The following is a 16,740-nucleotide window of genomic DNA, read 5'->3' as shown; positions in this document are numbered from 1 at the left end:
TGTGCCTGCTCATCCGGTGGTTCGGGTCGCTGGCGTGCGCCTCGACCATCGCTCCGGTGGTGCGCCTCGCTGGCGTGCGCCTCGACCATCGCTCCGGTGGTGCGCCTCGCTGGCGTGCGCCTCGACCATCGCTCCGGTGGTGCGCCTCGCTGGCGTGCGCCTCGACCATCGCTCCGGTGGGGCGGCTCGCTGCCGCTCGCCTCGGACCATGGCTCCGGTAGTGCCGGCGCGATTCCGTCAGCAGCACTGCAGCCCCAGCCAGGTCTGCGACAGATCCCGCGCGGCCAGGTCCTGCCGGCGCCCCCAGACGTACAGCATTCCCGAATCGCCCCACATCGCCTCGTCGTCCGAATCCAGCTGCAGCAGCAGCGTCCAGTCGCCCACACCGGCCTCCAGCGCAGCCGCGCGGGGATCGCCATACCCGCTCGGGTCGCCGCAATACAGGCCATGGCTGACCAGCTGTGCTTCCAGTGCCATGTCACCCTGCACGTTGTGCGACCAGCCACCCAGACCGTGCCGCTCGCCCGGCGTCGGGGAGCCGAGGTCGGCCACATCATCCACCAGCGCGTCGTAGCCCTCCTCCGCGGCGTCGTCCCAGCTCAAGCCCGCGTCACGCAGCAACTGCGCCACCTGCTCGCCCTCGGACGAAAACGGATGCGGCAGGCTCCAGGCCGGGTGGAATGCCAACTCGGACGGCGTCAGCGTGACCTCGGCATCCGGCGCAGGCAGCCGCTGGAATTCACCCGGGTCGAACAGGTGGATGCCATGCCCACTGCGATCGGCCGGGTCAAAGCCCCACGGTTGTGTCTCGGTGTCGTAGAAGAACGACAGCACGCCCTGTGCAGGCAGGTCCAGCCCGCACTGCAGACCCTGCAGGTCGGCCAAGTTGATCTGCAGCAGGAAGTCCAGCGCCCTGCCCTTGTGGGTAGGCCACGCGAACCCTGCGGGCACATCCGGCCCGCCGCCGATCCGTGAGGCGCCAATCGGTGCGTCCGTCTGCGCCCCGCGGCTGAATCCCACGCGCGGTCGCAACCACGGCAGCAGCACGCTGGCATGCGAGCCAAGCCCATGCGATGCGCAGAGCGCGATGAAATCCTGTTCCGGCAGCGTCATGACCACCTCCCTGTCTGAAAGCAGCCAGCAGTTTAGGCGCAGCACCAACAAACCCGGTAGAGCCGACCGTTGGTCGGCTGCGCTTTCAGCCGGGCACACGAAGAGCCGGCCAGCGGCCGGCACTACCGATTTTCCAGGCGCCGGCCAGCGAGCCGGCATCACCCGGGTTTGCGGGTCAGGCCGCCAGCGGGCGGCCGCCGCCGCCCAGCAGGCGCGCCGGCAGCATGAACAGCGCACGCAGGAACGCGAACAACGCCGAGAACGTGATGCCCGCCAGGCGGAACGGCAGGCTCAGCAGCCACACCAAGGGCCAGGCGACCAGCGCCAGGATCGCCAGCGGCCAGCACAGCACGAACAACAGGCACCACACCCCCAGCGCAAGCAGTGTCTTCATCGTCGGTCTCCACCGGCATCGGGCGGCAATGCCCGCAGCCTCACGGTGCCGGGGCATCGTTCGCGCGGCAAGCGGGATGCGACGAACGCCGACCCCGGCCGACGAAGGCAGGAATACGCCGATGAGCGGGTAGAGCCGAGCGTTGCTCGGCTGAACCGCCAGCATCGCCGCTTCGGTAGAGCCGAGCGTTGCTCGGCTGAACGGCCAGGATCGCCGGCCGCGAGAGCAGCCGACCAACGGTCGGCTCTACCCCGTTTCGGGGCCCAGGCGTGCCGACCCATCGCCTAGGCGCACCGACCCATCGCCAGGCGTACCGGCCAACGGCCGGTACCCAATCCGTTACGCGGCCGGGGCCAAACACCGGTAGCACACGACCGTTGGTCGTGTGCCCCAGGTCATTCGAACGAACCCACCGAATCGTGCGACAGGTTGTCGAAGCGGGTACTGACCGAAGACCCGCAATTTGCACGAGCCCGTCGGGCAGCCTCGGTGCGTACGCAAACGCGCTGGGCGCTCATACGGCCGATGAAGGAAACCTGGCGCAAGTCTTGCTGCGAGGCCGACCTTCACACACGAAACCTACGCGCTACGCACTCAAGGCAATCAACGTTTCACCATTGGTCTAGGTCGGCCACATCTAGTGTTCCGGTCCTACCCGCCCCCTCCCTCCGCAGCAAAGTTCCGACGAACGCCGACAATCAACCAAAAGACCTTGAACTTGACCCGAAAACCGAGGGCCGTACATGAGAGCATCGGGTTAGAGCAGCACTCTAAACATTGACTTTGCGCAGGACATCTTCATCCGCTCGTTACTCGGGAAGTAAGCAAGAGTACGCCTCGGTGGAGCCTCAACGGCAGAGCTACCTACAGAGGGGCGAGAGTATTGAAATTCCGAGCAAACGCACCGGCACCATTCAAATCCTGAACCCACGAATGTAGGACTCTAAACGTACATCGGGCCCATGCAACTGTTCCCAGAGCGCAGGAACTCGCAACTCCCAGTTGAGCAACGAGCCAATCCGAAGCTATGCTGCAAGCGCCCCGCCATTCGCAGGCACATCGCGCCTGATACGCAAACATCACTTCGAAGAGCAAATTTTCATGCCAATCGTGTCGAAAAGCTCTCTCCAAATGGCTGTCAAGAACGTCGCAAAGTTTGGCGACACGGACATATTTCCCTATCCAATCGACAACCACATACTCAACGACATGCCTGAAGCTACTGTTTCCGTGCTGGAACAGATAGACAAAAACTTCGACATCGCAATTAAGAACCTCCCAGTACTTACTGCACGCAACCTATCAGTAGTGGGCTATAGCGGCTTTCGATGGGGAACCCAGATCGATCCGATCTGGAACATCTACCTATTATCCCTTGTTATATCGATTGCAGAGGAAGTGGAATCAAAAAGACTGAGCTCTGAAATCGTATTTTCGTACCGCTTCAAACCGGACCAATCCTCAGGATCCCTATTCGACAGATCCATCGGCTGGCATGCATTTCAAGGCGCGTCAGTTAAACACGCGCAATCTCACGCCTACGTACTCCGCTGCGACATTTCCGACTTCTATCCGCGCATTTATCATCACAGACTTGAGAATGCATTAAAGAAAGCAACAAACAACGGCGTCGCAATTAAGAGAATCATGACGCTACTGCAGTCAATTTCCGATAACGTTTCATATGGCCTCCCAGTCGGAGGGCCGGCTGCTCGCATACTTAGCGAAATACTACTAAATCGGGTCGACCGACTCTTAATAAGTGAGTCAATTACTTTCTGCAGATTTGTAGATGACTACGTGATATTCTCCAGCACAAAGGAAGAGGCGTACTCCGCCCTCATCTGCATTAATGACTTACTCCTCGCCAATGAAGGGCTTTCGCTTCAAAAGACGAAGACTCGAATCATGACATCCAAGGAGTTTCTGTCAACCTCGGAATTCTCCACTCCAGAGGACGGAGAGCCTCAAGCAGAAAGTGAAGAGCGCGCGTTCCAACGGCTCCGAGTTTATTACGACCCATATTCACAGACCGCAGAAACTGACTACGAGAAATTGAAAGAAGAGCTTTCAAAGTTCGACATTGTGGGCATGCTGGGGCGAGAGCTATCCAAAAGCCGAATTGATGAGAGTCTGTCCAAACGACTACTATCAGCGCTGAAACACCTAAAACCAGAAGTTCAGAATGATGCAATCAAGTCCCTAGTTCACAGCTTCGACCTTTTATATCCAATATTCCCCTCAGTAATGATGCTTTGCAGAGGACTATTAAACACCATTGATCCGGACGCCAAAGAAGAACTGTTTGATAAGATTCGCTCACTAATTAAGTCAAAGTCTTATATAACCCAGGTCCCGACAAATCTCGCTTACTCTTTACGAGTCTTGTCAGCCGATCCATCAGAAGAAACCGAAATCCTCCTCTCAAATCTGTACAAACAGCCCTTGAACATGATGATCAAAAGGGATGTGATCCTAATGATGGCGCATCGCGGCGCCGACCACTGGATATCAAACTGCAGAAAGAGTTACTCAACCCTCACCGTCTGGGAACGCAGGGCAATGCTCATTAGCTCATACATCCTGGAGGACGAAGGACGCCATTGGCGAGATTCGGTGAAACACGATCTGAATGATTATGACAAACTCGTCCTGCAATGGGCCAGCGATTCAAAGCAGAAAGCGCCTGGAAACTGGAAGGTCCCGGTATGATCTCAGAACAGAACTTTGCTTCCAGTTTCACGTCCATTTGGCATGAGATCATCCCGCTTGCGGATACGTACTGGAGGAGGGAGAACCTTAGGGTTTCACACTGGAATCAGCCTATGGAGAATTCAGCGCCAGTGAAGCTAAGAGGCTTCGTAAATGAACTTGCATTTGAGGTGTTCCGCAAGAGCGTTGAGCTGGACGTGAAGGTCACTGAATCCGATCTAATCGCAATATTGACCGATTCCGTCGGAGATGTATCCAACTACATCCTCAGAATTACAAAAGACAAAAATTCCGTATCATCCGAGCTTGACTCCAAAAGCAAAAAGGAAGTCATCGCGCTCGCATCCCGCCTCTTAGAGTTTTTCCACCAAAAGAATGAGATTATTTTCAGGCCGAGATTCGCGGGATGCGGGGTTGTCGCATCTTGTGAAGGAGACTTAATCTACAAAGACTGTTTGTACGAAATCAAAGCCGGCGACCGAGGCTTCCGAGTGAGCGATTTGAAGCAGCTACTCATCTATTCAAGCCTGGCCTTCATCAAGGAAGAGATCAAATTCCCGAGTGTTGGCCTATACAACCCCAGAAACGGCCATGCGTGGAAAAGAACCCTCGATGACCTTTGCATGGAACTGAGTGGTATGCGAGAAAGTGACGTACTGTCCAATATTGCCACGAGCATGATGAGACTCTCAGTCTCTAGGTGACGAATACTCGACATATAGTTTTCCTACCCGCGGAAGACGACATCTAACCGAGTGAGCCAACCGGCGCCCACCTTTCGGTTGACCCTCGTCGCCTACAACAATCTCCATGCATGCCTGCGCAACAAGGTCATTCGAACGAACCCACCGAATCGTGCGACAGGTTGTCGAAGCGGGTGTACTCACCGAAGAACTTGAGCTTGCACGAGCCGGTCGGGCCGCCTCGGTGCTTGCCGATGATGATCTCGGCCAGGCCCTTGTCGGGCGAGTTTTCCTTGTTGTAGTAGTCGTCGCGGTAGATGAACACGATCATGTCCGCGTCCTGCTCGATAGCGCCGGATTCGCGAAGGTCGGCCATCACCGGGCGCTTGTCGGTACGCGTTTCCAGCGAGCGGTTGAGCTGGGACAGCGCGATCACCGGCACGTTGAGTTCCTTGGCCAGGCCCTTCAACGAACGCGAGATTTCCGAGATTTCGGTCGCGCGGTTTTCGCTGTTGCCCGGCACGCTCATCAGCTGCAGGTAGTCGATCACGATCAGGCCCAGGTCGTGCTCGCGCTTGAGGCGGCGGCACTTGGAGCGCAGGATCTCCGGCGACACGCCCGGCGTGTCATCGATGAAGATCTTGGTTTCCTTCAGCATCCGGATCGCGCCGGTCACCCGGCTCCAGTCTTCGTCTTCCAGCTGGCCGGTACGCAGGCGCTGGGCGTTGATGCGGCCGTTGGAGGAAATCAGACGCATGGCCAGCTGCGAGGCCGACATTTCCATCGAGAACACCGCCACGCCCTTCTTGGACTTGATCGCCGCGTACTCGGCGATGTTCAGCGCGAAGGTGGTCTTGCCCATCGCCGGGCGCGCGGCCAGGATGATCAGGTCGGTCGGCTGCAGGCCGGAGGTCATCGCATCGAAATCGGCGTAGCCGGTCGGCAGGCCGGTGATGTTGCCGCCGTTCTCGAAGCGGTTGCGCAGTTCTTCGAACGCGTCTTTCAACGCGCCGGGCATCGCCACGAAATCGGTGCGGCCACGCGCGCCCTGCTCGGCAATGGCGAACACCGACTTTTCCGCCGCCGACAGCAGTTCGCTGCTCTCGCGGCCTTCGGGCTGGAAGCCGTCGTTGACAATGTCGGTGCCCACCTGGATCAGCTGGCGCAGCACCGCCTTGTCACGCACGATTTCTGCGTAGGCGGCGATGTTGGCCGCCGACGGCGTGGTGCTGGCCAGTTCGATCAGGTAGGCGCCGTCAGCCACCAGTTCCATGCGGCCCTGCGACTCGAACCACTCGCCCAGGGTGACCGCATCGAACGGGCGGTCGCGCTCGGACAGCTCGCGGATCGCGCGGTAGATCATCTGGTGGTCGCGACGGTAGAAGTCGGTCTCGGTCAGCTGGTCGTTGATGCGGTCGTAGCTTTCCGGCGCCAGCATCAACCCGCCCAGCACCGCCTGTTCGGCCTCGATCGAATGCGGCGGCACGCGCAGCTGGTCGATCCGCGATTCATCGCGGTCGAAGCGGTCACCGCGGTCTTTGCGGTCGGAACGGAAGCCAGAGCGGGCGGACATGTGAAGGCGTACTTCCTGCGGTGCGGGGCGTGGGGCATGGTAGACACGGCGCGCGCGCCGCAACCACGCACAACCCTGTGGATAAGCAGTGGATGAGCTGGGTATAACGGCGCTTGCCGGCCGGTTGCGGCGACAGCGCGTGGCGCACGACGCCGGGCCGTGCGCCGAACCGCATTATCGCAGAAGCACCCGGCTCAATGCTGACCGCCGTGGGTAGCGATCCAGGCGAGGAATTTGTCCACGAAACCCTGCAGGAACGTGCGGGTGCCTTCACTGGTGATGGTGCCCGCCTCGTCGATCAGGCCCTCCTTGAAATGCAGGAACACCTCCGGCTGGCCCAGCACCGGCATGTCCAGGTAGGCGAGCACGTTGCGCAGGTGCTGCTGGGCCAGCGCGGTGCCGATCACGCCGATCGAGGCCCCGACCACCGCCGCCGGCTTGCCGGCGAAGGCGCTGTCGCCGTAGGGCCGCGAGCCCAGGTCGATGGCGTTCTTGAGCACGCCGGGAATGGAACGGTTGTACTCGGGGGTGACAAACAGCACCGCGTCGGCGTCACGGATCTGCTGCTTCAGGCGGACGCCCTGGGCCGGGTAGTCCTTGTCGAAATCCTGGTTGTAGAGCGGCAGGTCGCCGATCTCCACATGCTCGAAGCGCGCCTTGCCGCCGGCCAGCTTCTCCAGCGCGTGGGCCAGCGCTTTGTTGTGCGAGCCCTTGCGCAGGCTGCCAACCAGTACCGCAATCTTCACTTCGGCCATGGGATGTCTCCGTTGGGGGAAAGCCCCAGCCTAGGCGGGCGGCCCTTCGGTCGTGGTGAAGGGGGGTGGCTCTACCGGGGCGCCATGCGCACGTGGATGGCGCGCGCGTGCCGACCAACGGTCGGCGCCTACCCGCGCGGGACGGTGGCGCGCACGTCGCGCCAATGCGCCTGCCAGGCCTGGAACATCAACACGTTCCACAGGTGCGTGTGCCACTTGCGCTCGCCCTGCTGGAACTGCTGCCACAGCGGCACCACCGCCTCGACGTTGAACACGCCCTCAGCGGCCAGCCGGGCCGGGTCCAGCAGTGCGTCGGCCCAGCCGCGCAGGTCGCCCTTGAGCCAGGCGCTGACGGGCGCGCCGAAGCCGCGCTTGGGCCGATGCACCATGTCCTGCGGCACGTAACGGCCCAGCACCCGCTTCAGCAGGTACTTGCTCATCCCGTCGCGCTGCTTCATGCCCAGCGGCAGCGACCAGGCGAACTCGGCCACGCGCCAGTCCAGCAGCGGGGCGCGCGCCTCCAGGCTCACCGCCATGCTGGTGCGGTCCACCTTGCACAGCAGGTCGTCGGGCAGGTAGGTGTTGAAGTCGGCCAGCATCATCGCGTCGGCCGGCGAGCCGGCGCCGTGCAGCGGGTCGGCCAGGTCGTAGAAGCTGCCGGCCCCGGTGGCCCCCTTCACCGCCGCGACCGGGTCGCGCCAGCGCGAGATGCGGTTGCGGTACACATCGCCGATGCCACGCGCGCCGGTCTCGGCCAGCAGCGCGGCCAGCCCGCCGGTGCGCGAGGCCTCACCCTGGGTCTGCGAATGCGCTGCCATCCAGCGCCGCAGCGGTGCCGGCACTTTGCCCAGCATCGCCCAGTTGCGCAGCGCACGCTGGTACCGGCTGTAGCCGAAGAACAGCTCATCGCCGCCGTCGCCCGACAGCGCCACGGTGACCGACCCGCGCGCCAGCTTGGCCACCAGCGCGGTGGGCACCTGCGAGGCATCGGCAAACGGCTCGTCGAACATCGCCGGCAACTGCGGCACCACCGCCAGGGCATCCGCACCGCTGACATACAGCTCGGTGTGATCGGTACCCAGGTGCTGCGCCAGCGCCTTGGCCAGCGGCGCTTCGTCGTGGTCCGAGCCCTGGAAACCGATGCTGAAACTGTGGATCGGCGATGCCGACTGCACCTGCATCAGCGCGGCCACCACCGACGAATCGGTGCCGCCGGACAGGAACACCCCCACCGGCACGTCGGCCACCATGCGCAGCGCCACCGCATCGCGCAGCACCGCGTCCAGCTGCGCTTCGGCCTCGTCATCGCTACCCCGGAACGGCTGCGCCAGCGCCTGCTGCATGCGCTCGCGCGCATTCCAGAACGGCACCTGCTGCTGGTCCGGGCGGTGCGCCGCGGCACCGGCCGCTACGGCCGCCGCATCCAGCCGCAGCGCGCGGCCGGGCATCAGCTTGAAGCAGCGTTCGTGGATGCAGTGCGGGGCGGGAATGTAATCCAGCCGCAGCAGCAGGGTCAGCGCGTCGCGGTCGATGTCGTTGTCAAAGTCCGGGTGCTGCCACAGCGCCTTCAGTTCCGAGCCGAACACCAGCGCATCGCCGGCCCAGCCGTAGTACAGCGGCTTCTTGCCGACCCGGTCGCGGGCCAGCCACAGGCACTGCTCGGCGTGATCCCACAGCGCGATGGCGAACATGCCGTTGGCGCGCTGCAGGGTCTCGTCCAGCCCCCAGGCCACAAATGCGGCCAGCAGCACTTCGGTATCCGAATGGCCGCGGAAGGTGTGCCCCAGCGCTTCCAGCTCCGCACGCAGGGCGGCGAAGTTGTACACCTCGCCGTTGTAGGCCAGCACGTAGCGGCCGTCATTGGACGCCATCGGCTGGTGCCCCAGCGGCGACAGGTCCAGGATGCTCAGCCGCCGGTGCGCCAGCGCGATGCCGCGGCCGGCATCGGCCCACACCCCGCTGTCATCCGGGCCACGATGGACCAGCGCGTCGCCCATGCAGCGCGCCAAGCCTTCCAGTGCTGCCTGTTCCGTTACCGGACCCGGCAACAGCATTCCTGCCAATCCACACATGCGTCAGAGATCCTGCGCCAGTACCCGGGCGGCGCTTACCAATGCATTGTCGCTTGGAAGCACGCACATTGCTGCCCCCGCCAGCGGGGTGTAGGTGTCGGCGCCGCAGACCCGCTGCAATGGCAGGTGGCCCAGCCCGGCCTCGACCAGCGCGGTGATGACGCCCTCGCCCACCCCGGCGCTGTGCCGGCCTTCGTCTACCACCAGCACGCGCTGGGCGTCGGCGGCCTGTTCGGCGATGAAGCCGGCATTGAGCGGCACCAGCCAGCGCAGGTCCACCACCCGCACCTGCCAGCCCAGTTCGGCCTGGAGGGTGCGCGCTGCGCGCAGGCTCATCGGCACGCCGTTGCCGTAGCTGAAGATCACCAGGTCGTTGGCCTCCGGCGCGTACACCCGGCCCTCGCCCGGGCGCATGGTCTGGGTGGGCGGTGGGTACGGGAACAGCCACTGGCCGTCGCCGGGCTCGTACAGGTCCTTGGTCATGTACAGCGCGATCGGCTCCAGGAACACCGACACCCGGCCGTCCACCTGGGCCAGCGCGGCCAACGTGCGCAGCATCATCGCCGCATCGTCGCCCCGCGACGGGCACCCCACCACCAGCCCGGGAATGTCGCGCAGCGCGGTGATCGAGTTGTCGTTGTGGAAGTGACCGCCAAAGCCCTTCTGGTAGCCCAGCCCGGCAATGCGTACCAGCATCGGGTTGCGGTACTGGTCGTTGGAGAAGAACTGCAGCGAACAGGCCTCGCCGCGCAGTTGGTCGGCGGCGTTGTGCAGGTAGGCCAGGTACTGGATCTCCGGGATCGGCAGCATGCCCAGGTTGGCCAGGCCCTGGGCCATGCCCAGGATCATGGTTTCATCCAGCAGCGTGTTGAACACCCGGCGCGGCCCGAACGCCTTGAGCAGGCCCTTGCTGACCGTATACACCCCGCCCTTCTGCGCCACGTCCTCGCCGAACAGCAGCGTGGACGGGTACTTGGCCATCAGTTCGTGCAGGCCCTGGTTGATCTGGATGGCCAGATGCCGCGGCGGCAGCCCCTCGGGCAGCTGCGCCTCGCTGCCGAAGGCGGCCACGCGCGCCTGCGGATCGGCGACGCGGCCGGCCTCGGCCTGCACCGCCGCCGGCGAGTACGGGGCCAGCGGCGCCATGATCTGCGCCAGCCCGTCCAGCTTGGGGCGGCGGTCGGCTTCTTCGGCGGCGGCGAAACACCGTGCACGCATCGCTTCGTAGCGCTGCAGCAGCTGCTCGGCCGTCATCCAGCCCGATGCAAGCGCGATCTGCGCCGAGCGCAGCAACGGGTCGGCCGCTTCGGCCGCACACAGTTCCGGCAAGGGGCGCCACTCGATCTCGAAGTCGGTACCGGCGTGGCCCATCAGGCGCGTGGTGCGCAGGTGCAGGAAGGTGGGCCGCCGGGTGCGCCGGCAGTGCGCCAGCGCGCGTTGCACCTGGCCGTGGCCGGTGGCCAGGTCCAGGCCGTCGGCGAAGAAATAGTCCAGCCCCGGGCGCTGGCTGAAGGCCTGCGCAATCCAGCCGTCGGGCGTCTTCACCGAAATGCCGATGCCGTTGTCTTCGCACACGAACAGCACCGGCGCCGGCAGCCGCTGGTAGGCCGCCCAGGCCGCCGTGTTGAACGCGGTCTGCGCGGTGGCGTGGTTGGACGAGGCATCGCCAAAGGAGCAGATCACCACGCTGTCCTCGGGAATCGGCAGCGCGTGGCCGATGCGGCGCGCGCTTTCGATGGCCATCGCCGTGCCCAATGCCTTGGGCAGGTGTGAGGCGATGGTGGAGGTCTGCGGCAGCACCCACAGCGGCTTGCTGCCCCACACCTTGTGCCGGCCGCCGCTGGCCGGGTCGTCACAGCTGGCGGCGAACGACAGCGCCGCGTCGAGCACCGGGTCCATGCCCGGCAGCTGACGGAAGCGTTCGGCCATGAACGCCCCGGAGCGGTAATGCAGGAACGCCGGATCGGTGTGCCGGGCCAGCCGCGCCACCAGCGCGTTGCCCTCGTGGCCGGACGAGCCGATGGTGTAGAAGACCTTGTTCTGGACGCGCAGCACGCGCGCCATCAGGTCAAGGTGGCGGCTGATCAGCTGCGACTCCAGCAGCGCGTCGAAGCCGGCAGCGTCGAGGGTGCTGCCGGGCAGGATCGGCGCGTCGGCGGCCGGACGCGGTGCGGGATCGCCCCGCCACTGCTGCACGAATTCAGTGAAGTTGGTATCGCAGATCTCAGCCCGGTTGAGGGCCTTCATGCGTGCGGGAATCGGATCGGGAACCACGGCAAACATCCATCAGCCTCCGTGACGCGCGGCCCAGGTGGCCACGCCGCGAGCATGGCCGCAACCTGCGCAGGTTGCCAAGCGCGGGTGCAGCATGCGCGGTCACGTGCGGCGGCGGCGCTGCCATTGGTCGCGCGACTGGCCCCAGATCTCGATCGGCTTGCCGTCATGCGGCGGCGGCAACTCGCCCATGCGCAGCAGCGTGCTGCCGAGCTTGCGCGCTACGATCTTGGAGTTCTCGTTGGCCGCGTCGATGTTGTGGATCACCTCCTCCCAGCCCAGTGCGTTGAATGCCCAGTCGATGCTGGCCACCGCCGCTTCCGGGGCATAGCCCTTGCCCCAGCTTTCGCGGCGGATGCTCCAGCCCACTTCGGTGCCGGGCCAGTCCAGCGGCTGCCACGGGCCCATGCGCCCGACCCAGTCGCCGCTGCTTTTCTCGATCACCGAAAACATCGAAAAGCCGTACAGGTGCCAGCTGCCGGCCAGGCAGCTGAAGCTGCGCCATGCCTGGGATGGGGCCTGCACGCCACCCAGGTGCTGCATGACCTCCGGGTCGGTGCAGAAGCGCAGGAAGGCGTCGAAATCCTCGGCGCGGGGTGGGCGCAGGATCAGGCGGTCGGTTTCCAGCTGCAGGTCGAAGATGCTCATCGCGATGGCCGTCGGAACACAGGCAGAAATCATCGCAGAAGGCCGGGCGGCGCGCTGTGGCGGCCTCCGCAAAACGCAACAGGCCGGACGACGCCGGCCTGTTGCTCGCACGATCCATCCGCGCGGAGTTACTGCTTGTTCGAATCCAGCGCGGCGGTCTGGGTGACCAGCTGGCCGTCGATGACCGGCAGGCGGTCGCTGCTCGGCTTGTTGTCCATCTTCACGGTCTTTTCCACGCCATCGTAGCGGTAGGTCACGTTGTAGCCGGTGACCGCATTGTTGGTGCCCATCGGGATGCGGTTGCCCGGCTTGCTGGCCATGCGCATGGTGCCGGTGGTGCCGTCTTCATTGCGGTAGGTGACGTTGTAGCCGGTCACGCGGGTCGACTCGGAGGTCGCGGTTTCGGTATGGCACTGGCGCTCGGTGCGGTTGACCACGCGGCCGCCCACATGGCGCTTGTCCACCTGGTTGCCGATCATGCCGCCAGCGACAGCACCAGCGGCCGTGGCGGCCTTGCGGCCATTGCCACCACCGACCTGGTTACCCAGCAGGCCGCCGATCACGGCACCAGCGACGGTACCGCCAACGTTGCCGTCGCGTTCGGGCAGGCGCTCCTGCACCACCACGTCCTGGCAGACTTCATGCGGCGTCTGCGTGCTGGACGTCTCGCGCACCGGCTCGGTGCCGATCACGGTGGCGTAGGCCTTTTCCTTCTTGGTCAGCGGATCGACCTTGACGATGTCGGCGTACTCGAGCTTGCCGGCCTTGTCTTCAATGGCCAGCTGGTCGGTGCGCGCGCCATCGTCGGCGAGCGGCGTGGTGTCCAGAGTGGGCCGGGTCTGAGCAGCGGTCACCGCATCGGGCGAGGAACTGCCGCCCTTCATGAAGGCAGCGGTGGCGATACCGCCAACCAACAGCGCACCCGCAGCGACCAACGCAGTAGTAGTTGTACTTTTCATAACCGGCTCCTTGCGGACGATCCGCAACGTTCTTGAGTGAATTCCAGCACGGCCACCCTGAACGGAATCTCCACGGATCGTGAACATCCGGTCGCCCATTCAGGTTCGGTGAGCCTTGGGCTCGTGATAGCGTTTACAGCATCTGCCCAGGAGTGCCTCATGTCCAATCCCATACTGTTGCCGGTGCTGGAATGGGCGCGTCGGCTGCGCTACCCCACCCTGTTCAAGATCACCGCCGCCCTGTTCGCCGTGACCCTGGTGATTCCGGACCCGCTGCCGTTCGTGGATGAAATCCTGTTCGGCCTGGGCACGCTGCTGCTGGCCAACTGGAAACGACGTGGCGACAAAACGCCGCCGCCGCTGCCGGCCAAGCGCCGCGCGTGAGGTTGATCGACAGCCACTGCCACCTGGATGCGGGCGAGTTCGATGCGGATCGCCCTGAAGTGATCGCGCGCGCCCGCGAGGCCGGGGTGCGGGCGCAGGTGGTGCCGGCGGTCACTGCCGCCAGTTGGCCCGGCCTGCGCGACGCCTGCCGGCTGGCCGACGGGCTGCACCCCGCCTACGGGCTGCACCCCATGTTCCTGGACCAGCACCGCCCCGAACACCTGGAGGAACTGCGTGCGTGGCTCGAACGCGAGCGCCCCTGCGCGGTTGGGGAGTGCGGGCTGGACTTCTTCGTGGAGGGTCTGGATGCGGACGCCCAGCTGCACTACTTCCTGGGCCAGCTGCGGCTGGCACGCGAATTCGAGCTGCCGGTGATCGTGCATGCGCGCCGTGCGGTGGATGCGGTGATCGCGGCGATCAAGCAGATCGGCGGGCTGCGCGGCGTGGTCCACAGCTTCTCCGGCAGCCCCGAGCAGGCGCGGCAGCTGCACCAGCTGGGCTTCCTGATCGGGCTGGGCGGCCCGTTGACCTATGACCGCGCCCAGCGCCTGCACCGCCTGGTGGCCAGCATGCCGCTGGAGCAGTTGCTGCTGGAAACCGACGCGCCGGACCAGCCGGATGCGGGCATCCGCGGCCAGCGCAATGAGCCGGCGCGGTTGCCGGTGATCCTGGCGGCGGTGGCGCGCCTGCGCGGGGAACCGGCCGAGGCGATTGCCGCGCAGACCACGGCCAATGCGCGCACCCTATTCGGGCTTCACGGTTTCTCCTGAAGCGCGCAACGGGTGGAGCGGCCCCGGGCGCATGCCAAACCAGCACAGGACGCTCGCCAGCAGTAGCGCTCCCGCCGCCATGCCGATCGACATGTGCATGCCATGCATGAACGCATCCGGCGCACCATCGCCGATCAGGCTGCCAAACAGGGCGACGCCCAGCATGCCGCCRACCTGTCGCGCACAGTTGAGTACGCTGGAGGCAATGCCCGTCCGCGACCGGTCGACCGATGCAAGCGTCGCGTTGGTCATGGTCGGCACCACCAAGGCGACCCCGCTTGCCGCCATCAGCATCGGTACGATCAACAGCGCGTAATGGCCCCCGATGCTCACCCGCATCAACAACAGGTAACCCGATCCCGCCAGCGCAAGGCCCATGAACATCAGCAACCTGGGACCGAGACGCGTAATCAGGCGCCCCGCCACAACATTGAGTGCGACCAGAACGAGGGTCATCGGCAGAAAGGCCAGCCCGGTCTGTTGCGGCGACAGATGCTGCTGCATCTGAAAAAACAGACTGAACACGAAGATCAGACCGTAATAGGCGAAATTCACCGCGACGCCTGCCAACGAGACGATGGAGAACGTGTGATTTCGAAACAGATTCAATGGCAGCATGGGTGAGGTGCTGCGCGCTTCAATCCAGAGGAAGGCCGTGAGGGACATGAGCGCCAACAGCGTCCCTCCGCGCACCACGCCATGCTGCCAACCCAGCTGGCCTGCCTCGATCAAGGTCATGGTGGTCGCTGCCAGCGCGACCATGGCAGCCGCCTGCCCACGCCAGTCGAGGCCACGCCGATGTCCGCCGCCGGACGGCGCCGCATGCCGGAGCGTCAGGCAGATTCCGATCAAACCCATCGGAAGATTGATCAGAAACACGCTGCGCCAGCCTGCATGCGCTACCAGCACTCCGCCCAGCACGGGACCGGCAGCCAGAGCCGCTCCCCCGAGAGCGCCCCACCACCCGACGGCACGACTACGCGCCTGGCTGTCCGGAAATGCCTGCTGCACCATGACCAGCGAGTTGGGTACCAGCAGCGCCGCGCCCATGCCCTGGATCAGCCTGGCCCCGACCATCACGGGCAGGCTGCCCGCAAGCCCGCAGGCAGCCGACGCCAGAGTGAATACCACCAAGCCCGAGAGATAGAGCCGGCGCGCGCCGAAGCGGTCGCCCAGCGCCCCGCTGGTAAGCAGCAGTGCGGCGAAAGCCAGGGTGTAGGCATTGACCACCCACTGCAAGCCGGCCACATCGGTTGAAAACTCATGCTGCAGGGCATCCAGTGCGACGTTGACCACACTGATGTCCAGCAGCACCACCACGAAGCCGAGCGCGGCGGCCCAGAGCGTACCGCGCGCGGAAGCAGGAAAAGCTGTCATTGGGGTCCCACAAGCAGAAGAGACCGTCCATGCTAGGCTTGGCGGGCACCCTCGAAAATTCCCCGAAATCACACTCCATACCTGCGAAAACGCACCGATGTTCGACTGGGAGAATCTCCGTCATTTCCTGGCGGTTGCGCGCGACGGCACCTTGTCAGGCGCGGCTCGGGCGCTGCATGTCGACCATGCAACCGTCAGCCGTCGTGTTGCGGCCCTGGAGGTCGAACTGCAGGTTGCGCTGGTCGAGCGCTTGCCACGCTCCATCCGCCTTACCGCGATGGGCGTCCAGATTTACGAGCACGCCAAGGCCATGGACGCCTCGGCATTTGCTGTCGCGCGCGTGAGCCGGGCCAGCCAGGATGCTGTCAATGCCAGGGTGACCCTTAGTGCACCACCAGTGCTGGTGGCGCACCTGTTGGCGGAACGGGTTGCCGACTTCCGGGCAGCGCAGCCCGGCATTCAACTTTCGGTGTCGGCGCAGGCCCAGCAGGTATCACTCGCCCGCCGCGAGGCGGATGTGGCTCTGCGGCTGGTCCGCCCCAAGGAAGCCAGCAGCGTTGTGCGCAGAATCGGACGAATGCCGTTCGCGCTCTATGCCAGCCACGCGTACGTCGCCACCCGTCGGCCCGAAGACTGGGCCTTCATTGCCTATGACACGCAGTTTGCTGACATGCCCCAGCAGCAGTGGCTGCTGCAGATCGCGGGAAGCCGTGCCGTGGCGTGCGAACTGAGCGACATCAGCAGTCATCGTGCAGCCGCTCTGGCCGGAGCGGGCGTGGCCGCGTTGCCGCGCTTTCTCGGTGATGCCGCGCCCGGACTGACTCCGCTGGAGCATGACGGAGCGCCGTTCTGGCGTGACATCTGGCTGGTGGTGCACCGTGACCTCCGGCGGTCACCCTCGGTACGCACGGTCATGGACTTTGTGGCGAAGGTCGTCGCGGACCGGCCCGGCCTCGGGTTGGAACCATAGGCCGGTCCACTGCCTGTTGCTCCCGCTGCGCGGATCGTTGATAGACGGTTATCGTG

The 16,740-nt window shown here is 64.4% G+C and carries 14 protein-coding genes; 5 read left to right on the top strand and 9 right to left on the bottom strand.

The features are described 5' to 3' along the window. Positions 1-237: 237 nt before the first annotated feature. Both AC1DCJ_RS12030 and AC1DCJ_RS12025 read right to left on the bottom strand, forming a co-directional pair. A complete protein-coding gene (locus AC1DCJ_RS12030; RefSeq protein WP_478071047.1) occupies positions 238-1,113 on the bottom strand; it encodes a YwqG family protein in 876 nt (291 codons plus the stop codon). Between the two features lie 175 nt (positions 1,114-1,288). Continuing rightward, a complete protein-coding gene (locus AC1DCJ_RS12025; protein ID WP_478071046.1) occupies positions 1,289-1,507 on the bottom strand; it encodes a hypothetical protein in 219 nt (72 codons plus the stop codon). Positions 1,508-2,638: 1,131 nt separating this feature from the next. On the opposite strand from AC1DCJ_RS12025, the gene AC1DCJ_RS12020 reads away from it, so the two are divergent. Both AC1DCJ_RS12020 and AC1DCJ_RS12015 read left to right on the top strand, forming a co-directional pair. Further along, the gene (locus AC1DCJ_RS12020; protein WP_478071045.1) at positions 2,639-4,219 is read left to right on the top strand and encodes an RNA-directed DNA polymerase; all 1,581 of its coding nucleotides are present in this window, start codon (positions 2,639-2,641) and stop codon (positions 4,217-4,219) included. Next, entirely contained in the window at positions 4,216-4,923 is a 708-nt protein-coding gene (locus tag AC1DCJ_RS12015) for a hypothetical protein (protein WP_478071044.1), read from the top strand. Before AC1DCJ_RS12020 ends, AC1DCJ_RS12015 begins: the two co-directional genes overlap by 4 nt. 127 nt (positions 4,924-5,050) lie before the next feature. Here AC1DCJ_RS12015 and AC1DCJ_RS12010 read toward each other — a convergent pair whose 3' ends face one another. The 6 genes from AC1DCJ_RS12010 to AC1DCJ_RS11985 all read right to left on the bottom strand — a co-directional run bounded on the left by AC1DCJ_RS12010 (position 5,051) and on the right by AC1DCJ_RS11985 (position 13,183). After that, positions 5,051-6,475 carry a replicative DNA helicase gene (locus AC1DCJ_RS12010; RefSeq protein ID WP_038687575.1) on the bottom strand — a complete coding sequence of 475 codons (1,425 nt, stop codon included), beginning with the start codon at positions 6,473-6,475 and terminating at the stop codon, positions 5,051-5,053. 194 nt (positions 6,476-6,669) lie between these two features. Beyond that, positions 6,670-7,230 carry an NADPH-dependent FMN reductase gene (locus AC1DCJ_RS12005; protein WP_313245583.1) on the bottom strand — a complete coding sequence of 187 codons (561 nt, stop codon included), beginning with the start codon at positions 7,228-7,230 and terminating at the stop codon, positions 6,670-6,672. A 128-nt stretch (positions 7,231-7,358) separates the two neighbouring features. Further along, the gene (gene asnB / locus AC1DCJ_RS12000) at positions 7,359-9,302 is read right to left on the bottom strand and encodes an asparagine synthase (glutamine-hydrolyzing) (RefSeq protein WP_478071043.1); all 1,944 of its coding nucleotides are present in this window, start codon (positions 9,300-9,302) and stop codon (positions 7,359-7,361) included. Between the two features lie 3 nt (positions 9,303-9,305). After that, positions 9,306-11,585 carry a transketolase C-terminal domain-containing protein gene (locus AC1DCJ_RS11995; RefSeq protein WP_478071042.1) on the bottom strand — a complete coding sequence of 760 codons (2,280 nt, stop codon included), beginning with the start codon at positions 11,583-11,585 and terminating at the stop codon, positions 9,306-9,308. Between the two features lie 93 nt (positions 11,586-11,678). Then, on the bottom strand, positions 11,679-12,224 hold the full coding sequence (locus AC1DCJ_RS11990) for a GNAT family N-acetyltransferase (RefSeq protein WP_478071041.1): 546 nt from the start codon (positions 12,222-12,224) through the stop codon (positions 11,679-11,681). Positions 12,225-12,352: 128 nt separating this feature from the next. Beyond that, positions 12,353-13,183, bottom strand: coding sequence for a glycine zipper 2TM domain-containing protein (locus AC1DCJ_RS11985; protein ID WP_478071040.1), 831 nt, complete (start codon positions 13,181-13,183; stop codon positions 12,353-12,355). Between the two features lie 159 nt (positions 13,184-13,342). Between AC1DCJ_RS11985 and AC1DCJ_RS11980 the strand changes: the two genes are divergently transcribed. Continuing rightward, complete coding sequence (locus AC1DCJ_RS11980; RefSeq protein WP_319212071.1) at positions 13,343-13,567, top strand: DUF6116 family protein; 225 nt, start codon at positions 13,343-13,345, stop codon at positions 13,565-13,567. Next, on the top strand, positions 13,564-14,337 hold the full coding sequence (locus AC1DCJ_RS11975) for a TatD family hydrolase (protein WP_478071039.1): 774 nt from the start codon (positions 13,564-13,566) through the stop codon (positions 14,335-14,337). Before AC1DCJ_RS11980 ends, AC1DCJ_RS11975 begins: the two co-directional genes overlap by 4 nt. Here AC1DCJ_RS11975 and AC1DCJ_RS11970 read toward each other — a convergent pair. Next, the gene (locus AC1DCJ_RS11970; protein ID WP_478071038.1) at positions 14,311-15,714 is read right to left on the bottom strand and encodes an MFS transporter; all 1,404 of its coding nucleotides are present in this window, start codon (positions 15,712-15,714) and stop codon (positions 14,311-14,313) included. The genes AC1DCJ_RS11975 and AC1DCJ_RS11970 overlap by 27 nt on opposite strands. A 97-nt stretch (positions 15,715-15,811) precedes the next feature. On the opposite strand from AC1DCJ_RS11970, the gene AC1DCJ_RS11965 reads away from it, so the two are divergent. Beyond that, positions 15,812-16,684: a LysR family transcriptional regulator gene (locus tag AC1DCJ_RS11965; protein WP_478071037.1), complete on the top strand. Its 873-nt coding sequence runs from the start codon at positions 15,812-15,814 to the stop codon at positions 16,682-16,684. Positions 16,685-16,740: the final 56 nt, after the last annotated feature.

It is taken from the genome of Stenotrophomonas sp. 10N36 (assembly GCF_056395005.1).
This window is presented reverse-complemented; position numbering and strand designations above follow the sequence as displayed.